General features: G+C 56.3%; 15 protein-coding genes. 6 read left to right on the forward strand and 9 right to left on the reverse strand.

From position 1 onward, the window contains the following. Positions 1-19: 19 nt before the first annotated feature. The 4 genes from CFT68_RS18865 to CFT68_RS18880 all read right to left on the reverse strand — a co-directional run bounded on the left by CFT68_RS18865 (position 20) and on the right by CFT68_RS18880 (position 3,005). Entirely contained in the window at positions 20-1,642 is a 1,623-nt protein-coding gene (locus CFT68_RS18865; RefSeq protein WP_088845237.1) for a Na+/H+ antiporter, read from the reverse strand. A 181-nt stretch (positions 1,643-1,823) separates the two neighbouring features. Next, the gene (locus CFT68_RS18870) at positions 1,824-2,048 is read right to left on the reverse strand and encodes a hypothetical protein (RefSeq protein ID WP_088845238.1); all 225 of its coding nucleotides are present in this window, start codon (positions 2,046-2,048) and stop codon (positions 1,824-1,826) included. Positions 2,049-2,138: 90 nt separating this feature from the next. Then, on the reverse strand, positions 2,139-2,483 hold the full coding sequence (locus CFT68_RS18875; protein WP_245815451.1) for a DoxX family protein: 345 nt from the start codon (positions 2,481-2,483) through the stop codon (positions 2,139-2,141). Between the two features lie 99 nt (positions 2,484-2,582). Beyond that, the gene (locus CFT68_RS18880; protein ID WP_088845239.1) at positions 2,583-3,005 is read right to left on the reverse strand and encodes a VOC family protein; all 423 of its coding nucleotides are present in this window, start codon (positions 3,003-3,005) and stop codon (positions 2,583-2,585) included. Positions 3,006-3,199: 194 nt separating this feature from the next. Between CFT68_RS18880 and CFT68_RS18885 the strand changes: the two genes are divergently transcribed. Continuing rightward, positions 3,200-4,183 carry a GlxA family transcriptional regulator gene (locus tag CFT68_RS18885; protein ID WP_088845240.1) on the forward strand — a complete coding sequence of 328 codons (984 nt, stop codon included), beginning with the start codon at positions 3,200-3,202 and terminating at the stop codon, positions 4,181-4,183. 129 nt (positions 4,184-4,312) lie between these two features. Here the strand turns inward: CFT68_RS18885 and CFT68_RS18890 are convergent, their stop codons facing one another. Further along, a complete protein-coding gene (locus CFT68_RS18890; RefSeq protein WP_170934861.1) occupies positions 4,313-5,263 on the reverse strand; it encodes a GDSL-type esterase/lipase family protein in 951 nt (316 codons plus the stop codon). A gap of 115 nt (positions 5,264-5,378) precedes the next feature. After that, positions 5,379-6,011, reverse strand: a complete 633-nt coding sequence (locus tag CFT68_RS18895; protein ID WP_088845242.1) for a helix-turn-helix transcriptional regulator — start codon at positions 6,009-6,011, stop codon at positions 5,379-5,381. A gap of 234 nt (positions 6,012-6,245) precedes the next feature. Between CFT68_RS18895 and CFT68_RS18900 the strand changes: the two genes are divergently transcribed. Further along, positions 6,246-6,683, forward strand: coding sequence for a hypothetical protein (locus tag CFT68_RS18900; RefSeq protein WP_088845243.1), 438 nt, complete (start codon positions 6,246-6,248; stop codon positions 6,681-6,683). 86 nt (positions 6,684-6,769) lie between these two features. Next, entirely contained in the window at positions 6,770-7,174 is a 405-nt protein-coding gene (locus CFT68_RS18905; protein WP_088845244.1) for a hypothetical protein, read from the forward strand. A 22-nt stretch (positions 7,175-7,196) separates the two neighbouring features. On the opposite strand, the gene CFT68_RS18910 is transcribed toward CFT68_RS18905, so the two are convergent. Next, entirely contained in the window at positions 7,197-8,138 is a 942-nt protein-coding gene (locus CFT68_RS18910; RefSeq protein ID WP_088845245.1) for an SMP-30/gluconolactonase/LRE family protein, read from the reverse strand. A gap of 314 nt (positions 8,139-8,452) precedes the next feature. On the opposite strand from CFT68_RS18910, the gene CFT68_RS18915 reads away from it, so the two are divergent. The 3 genes from CFT68_RS18915 to CFT68_RS18925 all read left to right on the forward strand — a co-directional run bounded on the left by CFT68_RS18915 (position 8,453) and on the right by CFT68_RS18925 (position 12,089). After that, entirely contained in the window at positions 8,453-9,532 is a 1,080-nt protein-coding gene (locus CFT68_RS18915) for a PAS domain-containing sensor histidine kinase (protein WP_170934862.1), read from the forward strand. 106 nt (positions 9,533-9,638) lie between these two features. Further along, positions 9,639-11,213 carry an alpha,alpha-trehalase TreF gene (gene treF / locus CFT68_RS18920; RefSeq protein WP_088845247.1) on the forward strand — a complete coding sequence of 525 codons (1,575 nt, stop codon included), beginning with the start codon at positions 9,639-9,641 and terminating at the stop codon, positions 11,211-11,213. Positions 11,214-11,420: 207 nt separating this feature from the next. Further along, positions 11,421-12,089, forward strand: a complete 669-nt coding sequence (locus tag CFT68_RS18925; protein ID WP_088845248.1) for an SOS response-associated peptidase — start codon at positions 11,421-11,423, stop codon at positions 12,087-12,089. 145 nt (positions 12,090-12,234) lie between these two features. Here CFT68_RS18925 and CFT68_RS18930 read toward each other — a convergent pair whose 3' ends face one another. Together CFT68_RS18930 and CFT68_RS18935 are read right to left on the reverse strand one after the other, a co-directional pair. Further along, entirely contained in the window at positions 12,235-12,435 is a 201-nt protein-coding gene (locus CFT68_RS18930; protein ID WP_088845249.1) for a hypothetical protein, read from the reverse strand. Positions 12,436-12,644: 209 nt separating this feature from the next. Beyond that, the gene (locus tag CFT68_RS18935) at positions 12,645-12,914 is read right to left on the reverse strand and encodes a hypothetical protein (protein ID WP_088845250.1); all 270 of its coding nucleotides are present in this window, start codon (positions 12,912-12,914) and stop codon (positions 12,645-12,647) included. Between the last annotated feature and the right edge of the window lie 232 nt (positions 12,915-13,146).

Here is a 13,146-nt window from a genome sequence, read left to right on the forward strand (position 1 = left end):
GGTTTTCAGTGGCCTAGCGCTAGTGGGGCATGTGGCTGATTTTAGCCTCGTCGAGGTCGAGTTGCGCCTCTTGGTGGCGTAGCATCTCTTCCTCGAATACATCCTCGTGGCGCAGCACAAACAGTTCTTCCCGCTGCACGCGCAGCACATCCAAGAGCACTTGGTGGTAGCGCTGCAGGGCCTGGCGCTTGGTTTCGTCGTAGTCGAGGGCTTCCAGCAGGTTGCCGGTGCGCTGGGCTTCGGCCAGCATGCGCTGCTGCAGGGCTTTGATCAGCTCGTTTTTCTGCATATCGGGCGAGTAGTGCAGGTCCATGTGGGCCAGCGCTACCCGGCGCAGCCGCAGCCGGATGCCGGCTTCCTGGGCATCGGTAGGCATGCGTTCTTCCTGATCGGCTATGCCAGTTAAGCGAATAATGGCCGGTAGTGTCAGGCCCTGAAATACCAGCGTCACTAGAATAACTACGAAGGTGATGAACAGAATCAAGTTGCGCTGCGGGAATTCTTGCCCATTGCTGAGCAGCAACGGCACCGACAACGCCGACGCCAACGACACGACGCCCCGCATCCCCGCCCAACCGATAATCACAGGGCCCTTCCAGCCGGGGCTGGTTTCGTGGGTGCGAATACTGCGGAACAGCCACCGCGGCACAAAGGCGGCCGGGAACATCCACACCAACCGAATCAGGATAATAATGACGCTGATGATAAGACCATAGGTAATAGCCTCTTTGAGTGAGTAGTCGCCAAGGCCTTGCACGGCAATGGGCAGTTCTAGGCCTATCAGAATGAATACTAGGCCGTTGAGCGCAAAGCCCACACTGGCCCACACGCTATTGGCTTGCAAACGGGTATCAGCATCAAACACCCTATGCGACTTATGCGACAGCAGCAACCCTCCGCTCACCACGGCGAGTACGCCTGAATAGTGAAACTCCTCGGCCAGCAAATACATCACGTAAGGTGCAATGAACGTGAGCAGCGTATTGATGCTGGGCGTGGTGGGCAGGTAGCGGTGAATCAGGTAGAAACCATAGGCCACCACTAGACCTATGGCCAGGCCCAGGGTGCTGACCAACACGAAGGTGGTGGCGGCATCATGCAATACAAACGTGCCCGATACCACGGCAGCCAAGGCAAACCGAAACACAATAAGGCTGCTGGCGTCGTTGATGAGGCTTTCTCCTTCCAGAATACTGGTTACGCGGCGTGGCACCTTCACGCCCTTCAGCACAGACGTAGCGGCTACGGCATCGGGCGGCGAGATAATGCCGCCGAGCAGGAACCCCAGCGGTAGCGTGAAGCCCGGAATCATGGCCCGCGAGACGTAGGCCACTATGGTGGAAGTGAAAAATACTAGGCCGAAGGCAAGCAGGGTAATAGGGCGTTTCCAGCGCCAGAAATCCTGCCAGGAGGTTTCCCACGCCGCTTGGTACAGCAGGGGTGGCAGGAAAATCAGGAAAATCAGGTCGGGGTCGATGACGATGAGTGGCAACCCAGGCACGAAGCTCAATGCCAGCCCGGCTAGTACCAAGAAAATAGGGTAGGAGATACGCAGCTTCTGTCCCAGCATCACGAGCAGTAGCATGGCAAACAGGAGGCCTAGAACCAGCAGAATGTTTTCGTGCAGGGCGTTGTCAATCATCAGCAGCAAAAGCAATAGAATAGAGTCCGGACCGGAAGGTAGAGGCTACCTGCCGAAAACGCTACAGTTCTAGGCCACTTGCCTGTGGCTTCCTTCCCCGGCGCCCAGCAAAACGCCACCGGAATTTCTTCCGGTGGCGTTGTACTTAATGGACCAGCATAGGCTCGCGCCGCCCTACGACTCAAAAGTCATCGGGCAACACTTCGGCCTGAAAGCCAGCTTCCTGCAGCAATTGGATAAGGCTGCCGGGTTGAATACGCTCTTCGGGAGACTCAACTCGCAGAATCTGGTCACAATCTTCCAGATCGAAGTTGGCCCGGTAGCCCTGAAAATTCTGATGAATCTGGGCCACGAGGCGCCGGGCATGACGCCGGGCCTTCACGTTGGTTCTGAAAACTTCTACCATAACTGCAAACGGGCTTAAGCAGATGAGGCGCTTCAAAAGAAAGCGGGTTTACCATTCAGATACTGGCCTAGAAGGTACCAGTAGCATACGCTAGGCCAGTGTGGGCACCTGCGCCGAGAAACGGGCTGCTTGTGCTTGGCGCTGGTTGAGCCAGTAAGAAGCGGCAATCAGGGCGAAACCGATGGTGATGGGCAGCCAGGTACTAACCGGGTCGCCTATGGCATAGCTTGAATACATGGCTCCGCTCAAATCAAACACAAAGCCGGCGTAGGCCCATTCGCGAAGCTTCGGGAAGCTGGGCACCAGTATGGCAGCTACGCCCAGGAGCTTGGCCACGCCCAGGAAAGGCAGCAGGTAAGCGGGGTAGCCCAGGTGCTGGAAACCAGCTACTGCCTCCGGCACGCTCAACAGGTTCGACACGCCCGACATCGTCATCAGGGCCGCTAGCAGTCCGGTAAAAACCAGTACAGGATCTTTGTCTTTCTCATGATGGATGAGGCCGTGCCTCCGTTTAAGTGTGTGAATAAAAAAGGGTTACTGCTGCTCCGGCTTGTCGTAGTTGAGCAGCCAATCGATGCCGAACCGGTCTGTGAACATGCCGAAGGTGGCACCCCAAAACGTGTCTTCCAGCGGCATTGTGATGGTGCCGCCCGCGGAGAGCTGGCTGAACAAGCGCTGAATCTGCTCGGGGCTGGTGCAGTTCACAGACAGCGAAACCATGTTGCCCTTCGTGATTTTCTGCATCCCGGAGTCGGAGGCCATCAGCGTAAACTCCTCGCTTTTCAGGGTAGCATGCATCACGCCCTGTTGCGCCTCAGGAGGCATCAGCTCGCCGGCAGGGGAGTCGGCGAAAGATTGAATCATCAGCTCGCCGCCCAGGCACTGCTGATAGAAAGTAATGGCGTCGCGGCAGGTACCATCGAAAGCGAGGTAGGGAATAATCTGAAAGGCACTCATGGGGAGAGGGTGAAAAGTGAAAGGTGAAATATGCCGCAATACTACTGCTAATAAATATAGTAATATTGATTATCTTGTGTAGCTTGGTGCTAGCAAAATTAGTAATTGAGCGTGCCTTACTGCGGGCCGATTGCGACTAATTCAGGGCTAATTGCGACACTTCTTCCTCGACCTATCAACTCCTCTGAGCTTCTATGAAACGAATTTCCATCCTGGTTCCTAAGGGAGCTATTCTGGGTAGTATTGAAGGACCCCGACTGGTTTTTGCCGAAGTGAATGCGCTGTTGCAGCGCATGGGCAAGCCCGCTCTGTTTAGTATTCAGCTGGTAGGCCTGCACCACGCTACTTCCGTGTGCGGTGGCCTCTACACCGTGGCGACCGATGTGCTGCTACCGGACGTGACCCAGACGGACCTGGTGATTATTCCGGCAGTGGACGGCGACCTGGAGCAGGCGCTGGAGAACAACCGCGAGTTTCTGCCCTGGATAGTGCAGCAGTATAAAAGCGGGGCCGAAGTAGCCAGCCTGTGCCTGGGAGCCTTCCTGCTGGCAGCCACCGGGCTAATAGACGGCCGGCAGTGCACCACGCATTGGGCCGCGGCCAACGATTTTCGGCGCATGTTCCCCGGCGTGGAGCTGTGCGAGGACAAGCTCATTACCGATGAGCACGGCATTTATTCCAGCGGCGGCGCCTTTTCCTACCTGAACCTGGTACTCTACCTGATTGAAAAGTACGCCGGGCGCGAAATGGCCGTGTTCTGCGCCAAGGTGTTCCAGATTGATATTGAGCGGGTCAGTCAGTCGGCTTTCGTGGTGTTCAATGGGCAAAAGGCGCACGAAGACGAACCCATCAAAAAGGCCCAGGCCTACATCGAGGCGAACTACCAGGAGAAAATAACGGTGGATGAGCTGGCCTCCATGCTCGCGCTAGGCCGGCGCAACCTGGAGCGGCGCTTCAAGAAAGCCACCGCCAACTCAGTAGTGGAATACATCCAGCGGGTAAAGATGGAGGTAGCTAAAAACAGCCTGGAGTCGTCGCGAGAAAATGTAAATGAGGTGATGTACCAGGTAGGCTACACCGACCCCAAAGCTTTCCGCCTGACGTTCAAGCGTGTGACGGGCCTCTCGCCCAAACAGTACCGCAGCAAATACAGCCGCGAAAGTGCCGTGCGCGTCTAGGCCTATAGGCCTATTGGGCCACAGGTTTTCGCCGGAATGTGAGTTGACAAGTGCCGCTTGCCTTCTTCCGAAAGCCTGTGGCCGGTACCATAGAGTGTGGCGGACAGGCCTACAGTGCCATCGGGCTTCTCAGATAACGGCTGCAAACCGATTGGTAATCAGCTCGAAGCCGGCAGTGGTAGGGTGAAGCTCGTTGTCCCACCATTTCTTGTAGTTGGCGCCGCTTGATAAGCTCCCGCGCAGGTCTACGTACTTCACGTGGCGGAAAGCGGGCATGGCGGCTACCTCGGCCAGCATTACATTGAAGCGGTCAATGAGGTCTTTTGCAATCTTCTTGCGGACGGCCAGATTGCGGTAGCCTTTCACCTCGAAGCCTGGGGACAGCCAGGGCCCCGGCAAAATCCACCAGCCGCCCAAAAAGCCCCGCCCATCGGGCACGGGGTAGTCGTAGCCGTGCACCACAATAGGAATGGTGCGGTTCAGGTGCTGCTGGCATATCTGCGTAACGGCACTGAGAATAGAGATGTAGGCCAGTTTGATGCGTTCCTGAATCACGCCATCCACTACGGCTGTGTTCAGGCCTGGGGTGGCCGAGCTGGCGTAGTTCAGCAGCATGTAGAATTCATCGCCGGCTACGTCGTTGCCGCCGCCGGAAAGCAGGATTGCCCGCGGCACCACGTTGCGGCGCAGCAGCTTCTCGATGCGGCGGGTAAAGTTGGCCAGCTGCCCGTCGCTGTAGGCCATAGCCTCTACCCGGTCGCCCTTGTGCGCCACCGATTCCACATCGTACCCATGCTGGTCTTCCAACAGGCCTACGATATCAGCCCACGGATAATCAAACCAGGAGTCGCCTTCCGCTACCAGCACTCCTCTATTGCTCAGGCTGCCCATTGCCTGCACCAGCGCAGGTGCAGGCGCCTCCGGTTGCAGCATGGCCAACGACCTCAAGCCCTCTTTCTGCACTCGCTCGGTAAGCACCTCTTCCCGCTGCTCAAGCGCCTTGTCGCGTTGCCGAAGTACCCGCGTGGCCTGCTGCTGGCCTAGCGTTAAGGCCTTGTCAGCAATAGTCTTCTTCGCCATACCACCTGTGTGAATAAGATGAGAGTTTCTGAAAACGGAATGTACGCGCACCATCCGGCGCGATATGAAACGGGTTGTTTAACAGGTTTTTACGTGGCTAGGCCACTGGCCCGCACTACGCGCTAACCCAACCCTGCTTTACTGCCTGCACGGCCAGGCCTACCAGCGTGCGGACGCCGGCTTTCTGGAGCAGGGCGCGGCGGTGGCTCTCAACAGTGCGCACGCTCAGAAACAATTGGTCGGCTATTTCCTGGTTGCAGCAGTCCTGCACTACCAGGCGCAATACCTCCAGCTCGCGCCGGCTGAATGGGGTAGGAGGAAGCGAAAACCGTGGCACAGGAACTGACAAAGGAGCCTCTGCTGCATCTGGCGGCAGGAACGCATGAAACAAGGCGGCCACAGTAGCAGGCGCGGCGTGGCGCGGAACCCAGGTGTGCGCTGGGCTTGCCCCGGCCAGATACTGGCGCATATCAGGGGGCAAACGGTTGCTCGTGAGCAATAACACAGGCTGCGTGCTACGGATAGCCCGCAGCCGTTTCAGAAACACCGGAATAGGCTCCGTCAGTAAGGCACAATCCACTACTATTACCGCGTAGGCCTCCTGGTAAAGCAATCGGGGCAGACTAGCACTATCCAGCTGCAGGGTAATGTGCAGGGCGGGCCACGATTCGCGCAGTACCGTAACCAGCCCCTGACGGTGGAGCGTAGGCGGGGCTACAATCAGCACCCCATTAGCAAAGGCACACATAGGCTAAGGCGTAAATAGTTACGACGCGAAATAAGCCAGTAGCAATAGGTGAGCCCGAGGGCTATAGATAGGGCAGATTGTACTCTAAGAACGCCATTTTAAATTAAAATATCAATATTTTATATATGAATAATTAATTTACGGGTAATTGTCGTGGCGAAGAATTAAATTGTAGATAAACGCCACTATTCTTGGAAGCCAGCTTACGTAGAAGCTCTCTGCCAGCCTCCTTTTATGCAGCCTCTACCTTTCGCTGACTACCTGAGCTTAACGCATCGGCCCGATATGGGCGTGTTGGTAGCGCGCTGGCAGCGGCAACCGCTGCTGGAAGAGTTTCAGCACGGATATTGGCAAATGCTGGACATGGCCACAGCACAGCAGTGTCGATATTGGCTGATAGACTGCCGCCGCCGCGACAACGCCAACAACCAGAACGTGCAGTGGATGCTGGAGGCGTTTTTTCCAGCCCTGGCAGCGCAGCTTGGCCCGCCCGCGTATCTGGCGTATTTGTTCTCGCCTCAGCATTTGGCTGATATAGAGGCCGATACCACGGTGCCGGCCCTCGCGTACTTCGATGACCGCCCCTACCACGTGAAGCGCTTCACGGATGAACACCATGCTATGGAGTGGCTAGCCAATTGCCAGCAGGCTGATAAAAACAGAGCGACCTGACAGGAGTATTTTTAGCGCAAGGTGTCCCTGCCTTCCTATACATTAGAGGCTGCTTTCTCTTTGCCCATCAGGCCCGGTTACCTACTATGCAGCTGCATCCTATTCTTGATACTCCCGCCATTGCTATCGGCTACGACTCAGATAACCAGTGGCTTTATACCGATTGGAAAGGAGAGCATGATCAGGAATCGTCGCAGCAGGGGCGTCTCCTGATTCTGGAGTGCCTGCGGAAACATCCCTGCCACAAGATCCTGAACGATAATTCTAGCATCACCAGAACTACCGTGCAACTGTCAGTTTGGGGCGCGTGGTGGCTGGAAGAAATGATGCGCGCCGGCCTGGAGTATGTAGCCTGGGTGTATCCGCGCAATTTTGAGGCCCGCCAGGCTACAGAGGCTACGTTGCTTCTAATTCAGAAGCCAGTGGTAGTAAGCTTCGATGATGTGGCTACGGCTTATCTGTGGCTACAGAAGCAAGGCCAGAAGGTGTAGCCAAGCCTCCTGGACCAGTGGCCTACTGCACACCTTTTACCCGCATCGGGAGCACATATACCGCCTCAGAGGCCGTTATAAACAGGGTTTTGCGGTCTTTGCCTCCGAAGCAGAGGTTGGCCGTCCACTCCTCCGGAACATCAATGTGCTCTATCTGCTGGCCGGCGGCGTTGTACACCGTAACGCCCTTGCCGGTCAGGTAAATGTTGCCCTGGTTGTCGATGGTCATGCCATCGGAGCCCTGGCCTACAAAGAGCCGGCGGTTGGTGAGCGTACCGTCGGGTGCAATCTGGTACTGGTAGGTTTTGTTAGCCTCAATATCAGCCACGTACAGCACCTTGCCATCGGGAGTGCCCACGAGGCCGTTGGGCTTTTTTAGTTGGTCGTCTACCACCTGGGCCGTTTTCTTTCCGGGAGCCAGGTAGTACAGTTTCTGGCCCCCAAGGCCAGGGTCGGGGGCCTGGCGCGTCCAGTAGTCGCGCTGATAGTAGGGGTCCGTGAAGTAAATACCCTCATTCCTGGGGTTCACCCACACGTCGTTGGGGCCATTGAGCTGGTGGCCTTCTACGTGGGAGAGCAGTACGGTGGGCTGGCCCTTTCTGTCAACAGACCACAGCTGGTTCTGCTCATCGGCGCAGGCCAGCAGGTTGCCCTTCTGGTCGAAGTACAGGCCATTAGACCGTCCGGCTTTTTCCATAAATACGGAAAGCTTACCGTCGGTGCCGTACTTCCAGATCTTGTCGTTGGGCTGGTCCGTGAAAAACACATTCCCCGCCTTATCTACAGCCGGTCCTTCCGTGAATTTGAACTGCCTTGCCACGAGCTTCGGCTTCGCCTGCCCAGCCACCACCGAACTACTCTGTAGGCCAGTAGGTAGCGGGGCTCTGGTTGCAAAGGCCTGGTAGGCACTGGCGGCCACGGCGGCAGTCAGGAGGCTGAAATAGAGAAAGTGACGGGTTTTCATAGGCAAGATCTGAGAGAAGAGAACGAGTGAACAGCTTTCACAGACATACGCAGGCTCAAGTAGAATGGCAGCCTTCGGGATGCAAGCCGGATGGGCTGGGTAGCATCAGACAGTGGCCTAGAAGCTGCCAGTGATTTATGTAAATATAAAATTGTCAATAATTTAACTGTGTAATTTGTCGTGGCCAGGCCGCCACGGAAAGGTACTTTTCCGCGGTTTGCTTCCGGCCGTAACACCGAAATGCGCAACGCCCCGCTTGCAGGCGCGTATGCACAGCACAATATATAGTTAAGGCCATGTTGGATTTTGCAGTTTTGTTTCGTCCATTTCTTGAGCGCGGGCAGCTCCTGTACTTTGTCTACCATCTGGAAGCGCAGCGGGTAGTATTTGTAAGCTCTGCCTACGAAGGCATTGTGGGCCGCTCTCCGGAAACTGTGAACGAGGACCTGCCCAGCCTGCTGGCCCGCTTGCACCCCGACGATCTGGAGTATGCCAGCACCCGCATGAAGCACCTACTGCAGGGTAAGTTTGTGGAAGACATTGAGTTGCGCCTGCGCCCCGCCCTCGACCCCGAAGAGCAGGTGCAGTGGCTGTGTTGCACCGCGGCGCGCGTAGAGTATGCGCCGGGCCACACCTACCTCAGTGGTACGCTGCAGGACAATACCAGCACTCGCCAGTACATGGAGAATGCCGACCGCTTCAACAAGAAAAAGAACACAACGCTGGAGATTCTATCGCACGATCTGGCTGGCCCCTTCACCATGATTCAGCAGGTGGCCGGCTACGTGAGCGAGAAGGTGGAAGGGCTAAAGGATGACAAGCTCAATGAGCTGTTGAGCGTGATGAAGACCACCTGCCAGGATAGCATCAACCTGATTCGGGACTTCGTGGACAACGAGTTTCTGGAATCGGTGAACGTGGACATGAAAACCGAGCGGATCAATCTGGCGCATGAGCTTAGCGATTTGATCGGCCAGTTTCAGAAATCAGAGACCAACCTGGAAAAGTACTTCGCCTATGAAGGACCGGAACAGCTGTATTACTCCCTCGACTACAACAAGTTTATGCAGGTATTCAATAACCTGCTCAGCAACTCCATGAAGTTCACGCCGGATGGGGGCCGCATTACCGTTACCTTGGAGCAACAGCCCAATCAGCTACTGCTTTCGGTGGCCGATACCGGCATTGGCATTCCGGAAGTCATGCAACCGGTTATCTTTGAGCGGTTTACTCCGGCTCGCCGACCTGGCCTACGCGGCGAAAAAACCACCGGCCTGGGCATGTCCATCATCAAAACCATTGTGGAACTGCATCAGGGCCACATTTGGTTGGAAAGCAAGGAAGGCGAGGGTAGCACCTTCTTTATCTCGCTGCCGCTGGACAAGTTGGGCTAGTGACGCGAGTGGCCTAGGCCACTTCCAATCTACCACCGCCCTTGGGTAGGTGGGAGCTGCCTGCCTGAGTAGCCATATCATCCGCTCCTTAACCGCAACACCCCGCATGAAGAACGCCCTACTTGCCTGCTTCTGCTTCCTGGCACTGACCGTTTCGGCCCAGACCACCAACCTGCGCACTCCCCGGCAGCTTTTTCCCGGGCTGTTTGAGCAAGTACAGCTGCAGCGCATTTTCCCCGACAATAAGACCTTTGTGGATGCCGTGCCTAAGGAGGCACCGGCGGTTATTCTGGCGGCCTACGAACAGCAGCGGAGCCTGCCCGGCTTCGATCTGAACCGGTTTGTGCTGGCCTATTTCCGGCTGCCTGCTTCTGCTGCCACCGCCTACCACACCAATATTGCCGGTGGCCTACGCCGCCACCTCGATACGCTCTGGACGGTACTGCAGCGCCCGCCTACCGATACGGTGGCACGGTACTCGTCGTTGCTGCCGCTGCCCCGGCCCTACGTGGTGCCCGGCGGGCGTTTCCGGGAAGTGTACTACTGGGATTCCTACTTCACCATGCTCGGCCTGCAGGTCAGCCACCGGCCCGATCTGATCCGGGGCATGCTGGATAACTTCGCCTTCCTGATTAACCGCTACGGCTTCATCCCAAACGGCAACCGCACCTACTACCTCACCCGCTCGCAGCCGCCGTTTTTTAGCCGCATGGTGGAACTGCTGGCCCGCGAGCAAGGCGACAGTGTGCTGCGGCGCTACCACGGGCCTTTGCTCCGCGAGTACCAGTTCTGGATGGCCGGCTCCGATTCTGTAAGCCCGGGGGCCGCCCGCCGCTCCGTGGTGCGTATGCCTGGCGGCGAACTGCTTAACCGCTACTGGGACCAAAGTGCCGAGCCCCGAGAAGAGTCGTATGAGAAAGATGTGCAGGCGGCCAAACGCAGCACCCGCCCAGCGGCCCAGTTCTACCGCGATGTGCGCGCGGCCGCCGCTTCCGGCTGGGACTTTAGCAGCCGCTGGTTTGTGCCCGGCGCCGGCCTGGAGTCCATCCGCACCACCAGTCTGGTGCCCGTCGATCTGAATAGCTTGCTGTATCAGTTGGAAATGACGCTGGCCCGCAGTAGCCAACTGCAGGGCCAGACCGCCGCGGCTAAGGATTTCCGGGCCAAAGCGGCGGCTCGCAGCAAAGCTCTGCAGCGCTACTGTTGGGACCAAAATGCCGGCTGGTTCGTGGATTATGACTGGGAGAAGCGCAAGCCTTCCCTGATCCGGACGCTGGCGGGCGTATTTCCGTTGGAGAGTGGCCTAGCTACGCCAGCGCAGGCCCGTAAAGTAGCCGAAGGCCTCCGCCGCGACTTCCTGAAGCCTGGTGGATTGGTGACCACGCTGGCAAGCACCGGCCAGCAGTGGGATGCTCCCAACGCCTGGGCGCCCTTGCAATGGATGGCCATTGAAGGGTTGCGCCACTACAAGCAAGATGAACTGGCGCGCACCATTGCCCTGCGCTGGATTGACCTCAACCGAGGCGTGTTTCAGCAAACGGGCAAGCTGATGGAAAAATATAATGTGGAGCAGACTGGCGCACTGGGGGGCGGCGGCGAGTACCCGCTGCAAGACGGTTTCGGCTGGACCAATGGCGTGCTGCTGCAATTACTCAATCGGTATCCCGACGCCAATCAGTAGCCATCTGGCCTAGCTAGCTTCGTTCTACTTCCTAAGAGTGGCCTACTGGAAGCGTGCAGCACTAGGCCTATAGCACCGAATCATTAGCTTTCTGAAAAGCCTGGCCGTGTATGCGGCTGGGACTTTTTTATTGGGTTACTAAATGACTGAAGTAGTCGGATGCCCCGGATTTACGTAAAAAACGGAAACCCAAAACTCCTTCCTGCTATGTGTGGCCGCTATACTCTTACACCTGCCCCAGGTATTTTAGAAGACCGGTTTGATGCTGCCTTTGCGGCAAGTTTACCGGGCCCTACCTACAACGCGGCGCCTTCCCAGTCGCTCCCCGTTATTCTCAACACCGAGCCCGGTCGCATACAACTGATGCGCTGGGGCCTAGTGCCAGGCTGGGTGAAAGACCTGAAGGCCGCGCCGAAACCCATTAATGCGCGCGCTGAAACCCTCACGGAAAAGCCGTCATTCCGGACGCTGCTGCAGCGGCGCCGCGCCTTGGTGCTTGCCGACAGTTTCTACGAGTGGCAAGCCAGTACCCACGGCAAAACGCCCTACCGGATCCTACTCAAAGATCAGCAGCCCTTTGCTTTCGCCGGCCTCTGGGACGAGTGGGTTGACCGGCAGACGGGAGAGGTACTGCCTACTTTCACCATCATCACTACGGAACCCAACGAGCTGATGGCTCCCATCCATAACCGGATGCCCGTCATTCTGCCAAGCCGGGAGTCTGAGCTGGCCTGGCTCGATGATGGCCTAGGCCTAGAGGAGTACCAGCACCTGTTGCAGCCTTATCCTGCCGAGGCAATGCAGGCCTACGCCATTAGTACCCTCGTAAACTCGCCCGCCCACAACTCCCCGGAGGTGATGGCACCAGCTGCCTAGGCCTGTGTCGAGCTACACTTTACTTGTCAGGTATACTCAGAAATCGTTCATACAAAAGCCCAACCTACACTGGCGTAGGTCGGGCTTTTGTATGAACGATTAAGTGGCCTAGGGCTGCTAAAAACCCGACAGGGAAAGAGAAATGTTAGAAACGGGAATGCAGCTTGCGTTTCCGGTTTTGCTTATAAGCTACATTCGTCCGGCGCTTTTTCTTGCGCTTTAAAATGCTTTCTGAGGATTTGACGCTCGGGCTGACGGTTGCGGTTGCGGTGGTGGCTGTAGCGGAACTATGCTGGTAAGGAGCGAGGAAGGCTCCCAGCAGCAGCAGGGTAACAACTCGTTTCATTGAGGATGAGGTGTGTGGAAGGATATGCGAGTAAGTATATGTATAGTTTTTGTTTAAATTATATATAATATTATTTATATAATATGGTCTGATGCACTTCACTACTTTTATGCTTACTCTACCACTCCAGAAGCAAACCAAGCACAAAAACCAACGGCCTCTTTCCAGCTAGTGGAAAGAGGCCGTTGGGTAAATAAGAATTAGCCAGACTAGGCGTGCGACTCATCTGTATCGTGCTCAGCTGCTTTGGCCGCCGCGAAAACGGCAATGCTGGCGAGAACGGCAATACCGATGATGAGCTGCGTAGTACTGAAACGCTGAGAAGCCTTACGGATCAGCTGTCCGCCGTGCTTTAAGAACTCATCCAGTTGCTCTGCTTCGCCGCTGAACACTTTGTAGCCGCTTTGCAGTGTATTGATGATATCTTCAGGAAGGATTTTCTCGATGTTTTTTTCCAGTTGAGTGCTCGGGTTGCTCATAACAGAGGTGGAAAGTGCAGATGAATGGAGTCAGGAATAATGGCGGGTCTGCCGCCGGAAACCATGTACGCAAACTCCTCCAATTTTGATATAGTCGACTTAGGTAACCCCAGAGTTACTTGCCCTTAATCAGACAGAACTTCAGACTTTATGCCGACAGGCCTAGGGCCGCCCCTAACAAAAAAAAGCCCTTCAGGATAACTGAAGGGCTTTTTCGAGAGAGCGAAGTTGG

This window comes from Hymenobacter gelipurpurascens (genome assembly GCF_900187375.1).
GTDB classification, from domain to species: Bacteria; Bacteroidota; Bacteroidia; order Cytophagales; family Hymenobacteraceae; genus Hymenobacter; species Hymenobacter gelipurpurascens.

What these genes read in the sequence shown, in the direction of transcription:
- CFT68_RS18870 (WP_088845238.1), bottom strand. Translation starts at nt 2,048, where the DNA reads ATGGTAGAAGTTTTCAGAACCAACGTGAAGGCCCGGCGTCATGCCCGG.
- CFT68_RS18865 (WP_088845237.1), bottom strand. Translation starts at nt 1,642, where the DNA reads ATGATTGACAACGCCCTGCACGAAAACATTCTGCTGGTTCTAGGCCTC.
- CFT68_RS18900 (WP_088845243.1), top strand. Translation starts at nt 6,246, where the DNA reads ATGCAGCCTCTACCTTTCGCTGACTACCTGAGCTTAACGCATCGGCCC.
- treF (WP_088845247.1), top strand. Translation starts at nt 9,639, where the DNA reads ATGAAGAACGCCCTACTTGCCTGCTTCTGCTTCCTGGCACTGACCGTT.
- CFT68_RS18935 (WP_088845250.1), bottom strand. Translation starts at nt 12,914, where the DNA reads ATGAGCAACCCGAGCACTCAACTGGAAAAAAACATCGAGAAAATCCTT.
- CFT68_RS18925 (WP_088845248.1), top strand. Translation starts at nt 11,421, where the DNA reads ATGTGTGGCCGCTATACTCTTACACCTGCCCCAGGTATTTTAGAAGAC.
- CFT68_RS18875 (WP_245815451.1), bottom strand. Translation starts at nt 2,483, where the DNA reads ATGACGATGTCGGGCGTGTCGAACCTGTTGAGCGTGCCGGAGGCAGTA.
- CFT68_RS18930 (WP_088845249.1), bottom strand. Translation starts at nt 12,435, where the DNA reads ATGAAACGAGTTGTTACCCTGCTGCTGCTGGGAGCCTTCCTCGCTCCT.
- CFT68_RS18895 (WP_088845242.1), bottom strand. Translation starts at nt 6,011, where the DNA reads ATGTGTGCCTTTGCTAATGGGGTGCTGATTGTAGCCCCGCCTACGCTC.
- CFT68_RS18905 (WP_088845244.1), top strand. Translation starts at nt 6,770, where the DNA reads ATGCAGCTGCATCCTATTCTTGATACTCCCGCCATTGCTATCGGCTAC.
- CFT68_RS18880 (WP_088845239.1), bottom strand. Translation starts at nt 3,005, where the DNA reads ATGAGTGCCTTTCAGATTATTCCCTACCTCGCTTTCGATGGTACCTGC.
- CFT68_RS18885 (WP_088845240.1), top strand. Translation starts at nt 3,200, where the DNA reads ATGAAACGAATTTCCATCCTGGTTCCTAAGGGAGCTATTCTGGGTAGT.
- CFT68_RS18890 (WP_170934861.1), bottom strand. Translation starts at nt 5,263, where the DNA reads ATGGCGAAGAAGACTATTGCTGACAAGGCCTTAACGCTAGGCCAGCAG.
- CFT68_RS18910 (WP_088845245.1), bottom strand. Translation starts at nt 8,138, where the DNA reads ATGAAAACCCGTCACTTTCTCTATTTCAGCCTCCTGACTGCCGCCGTG.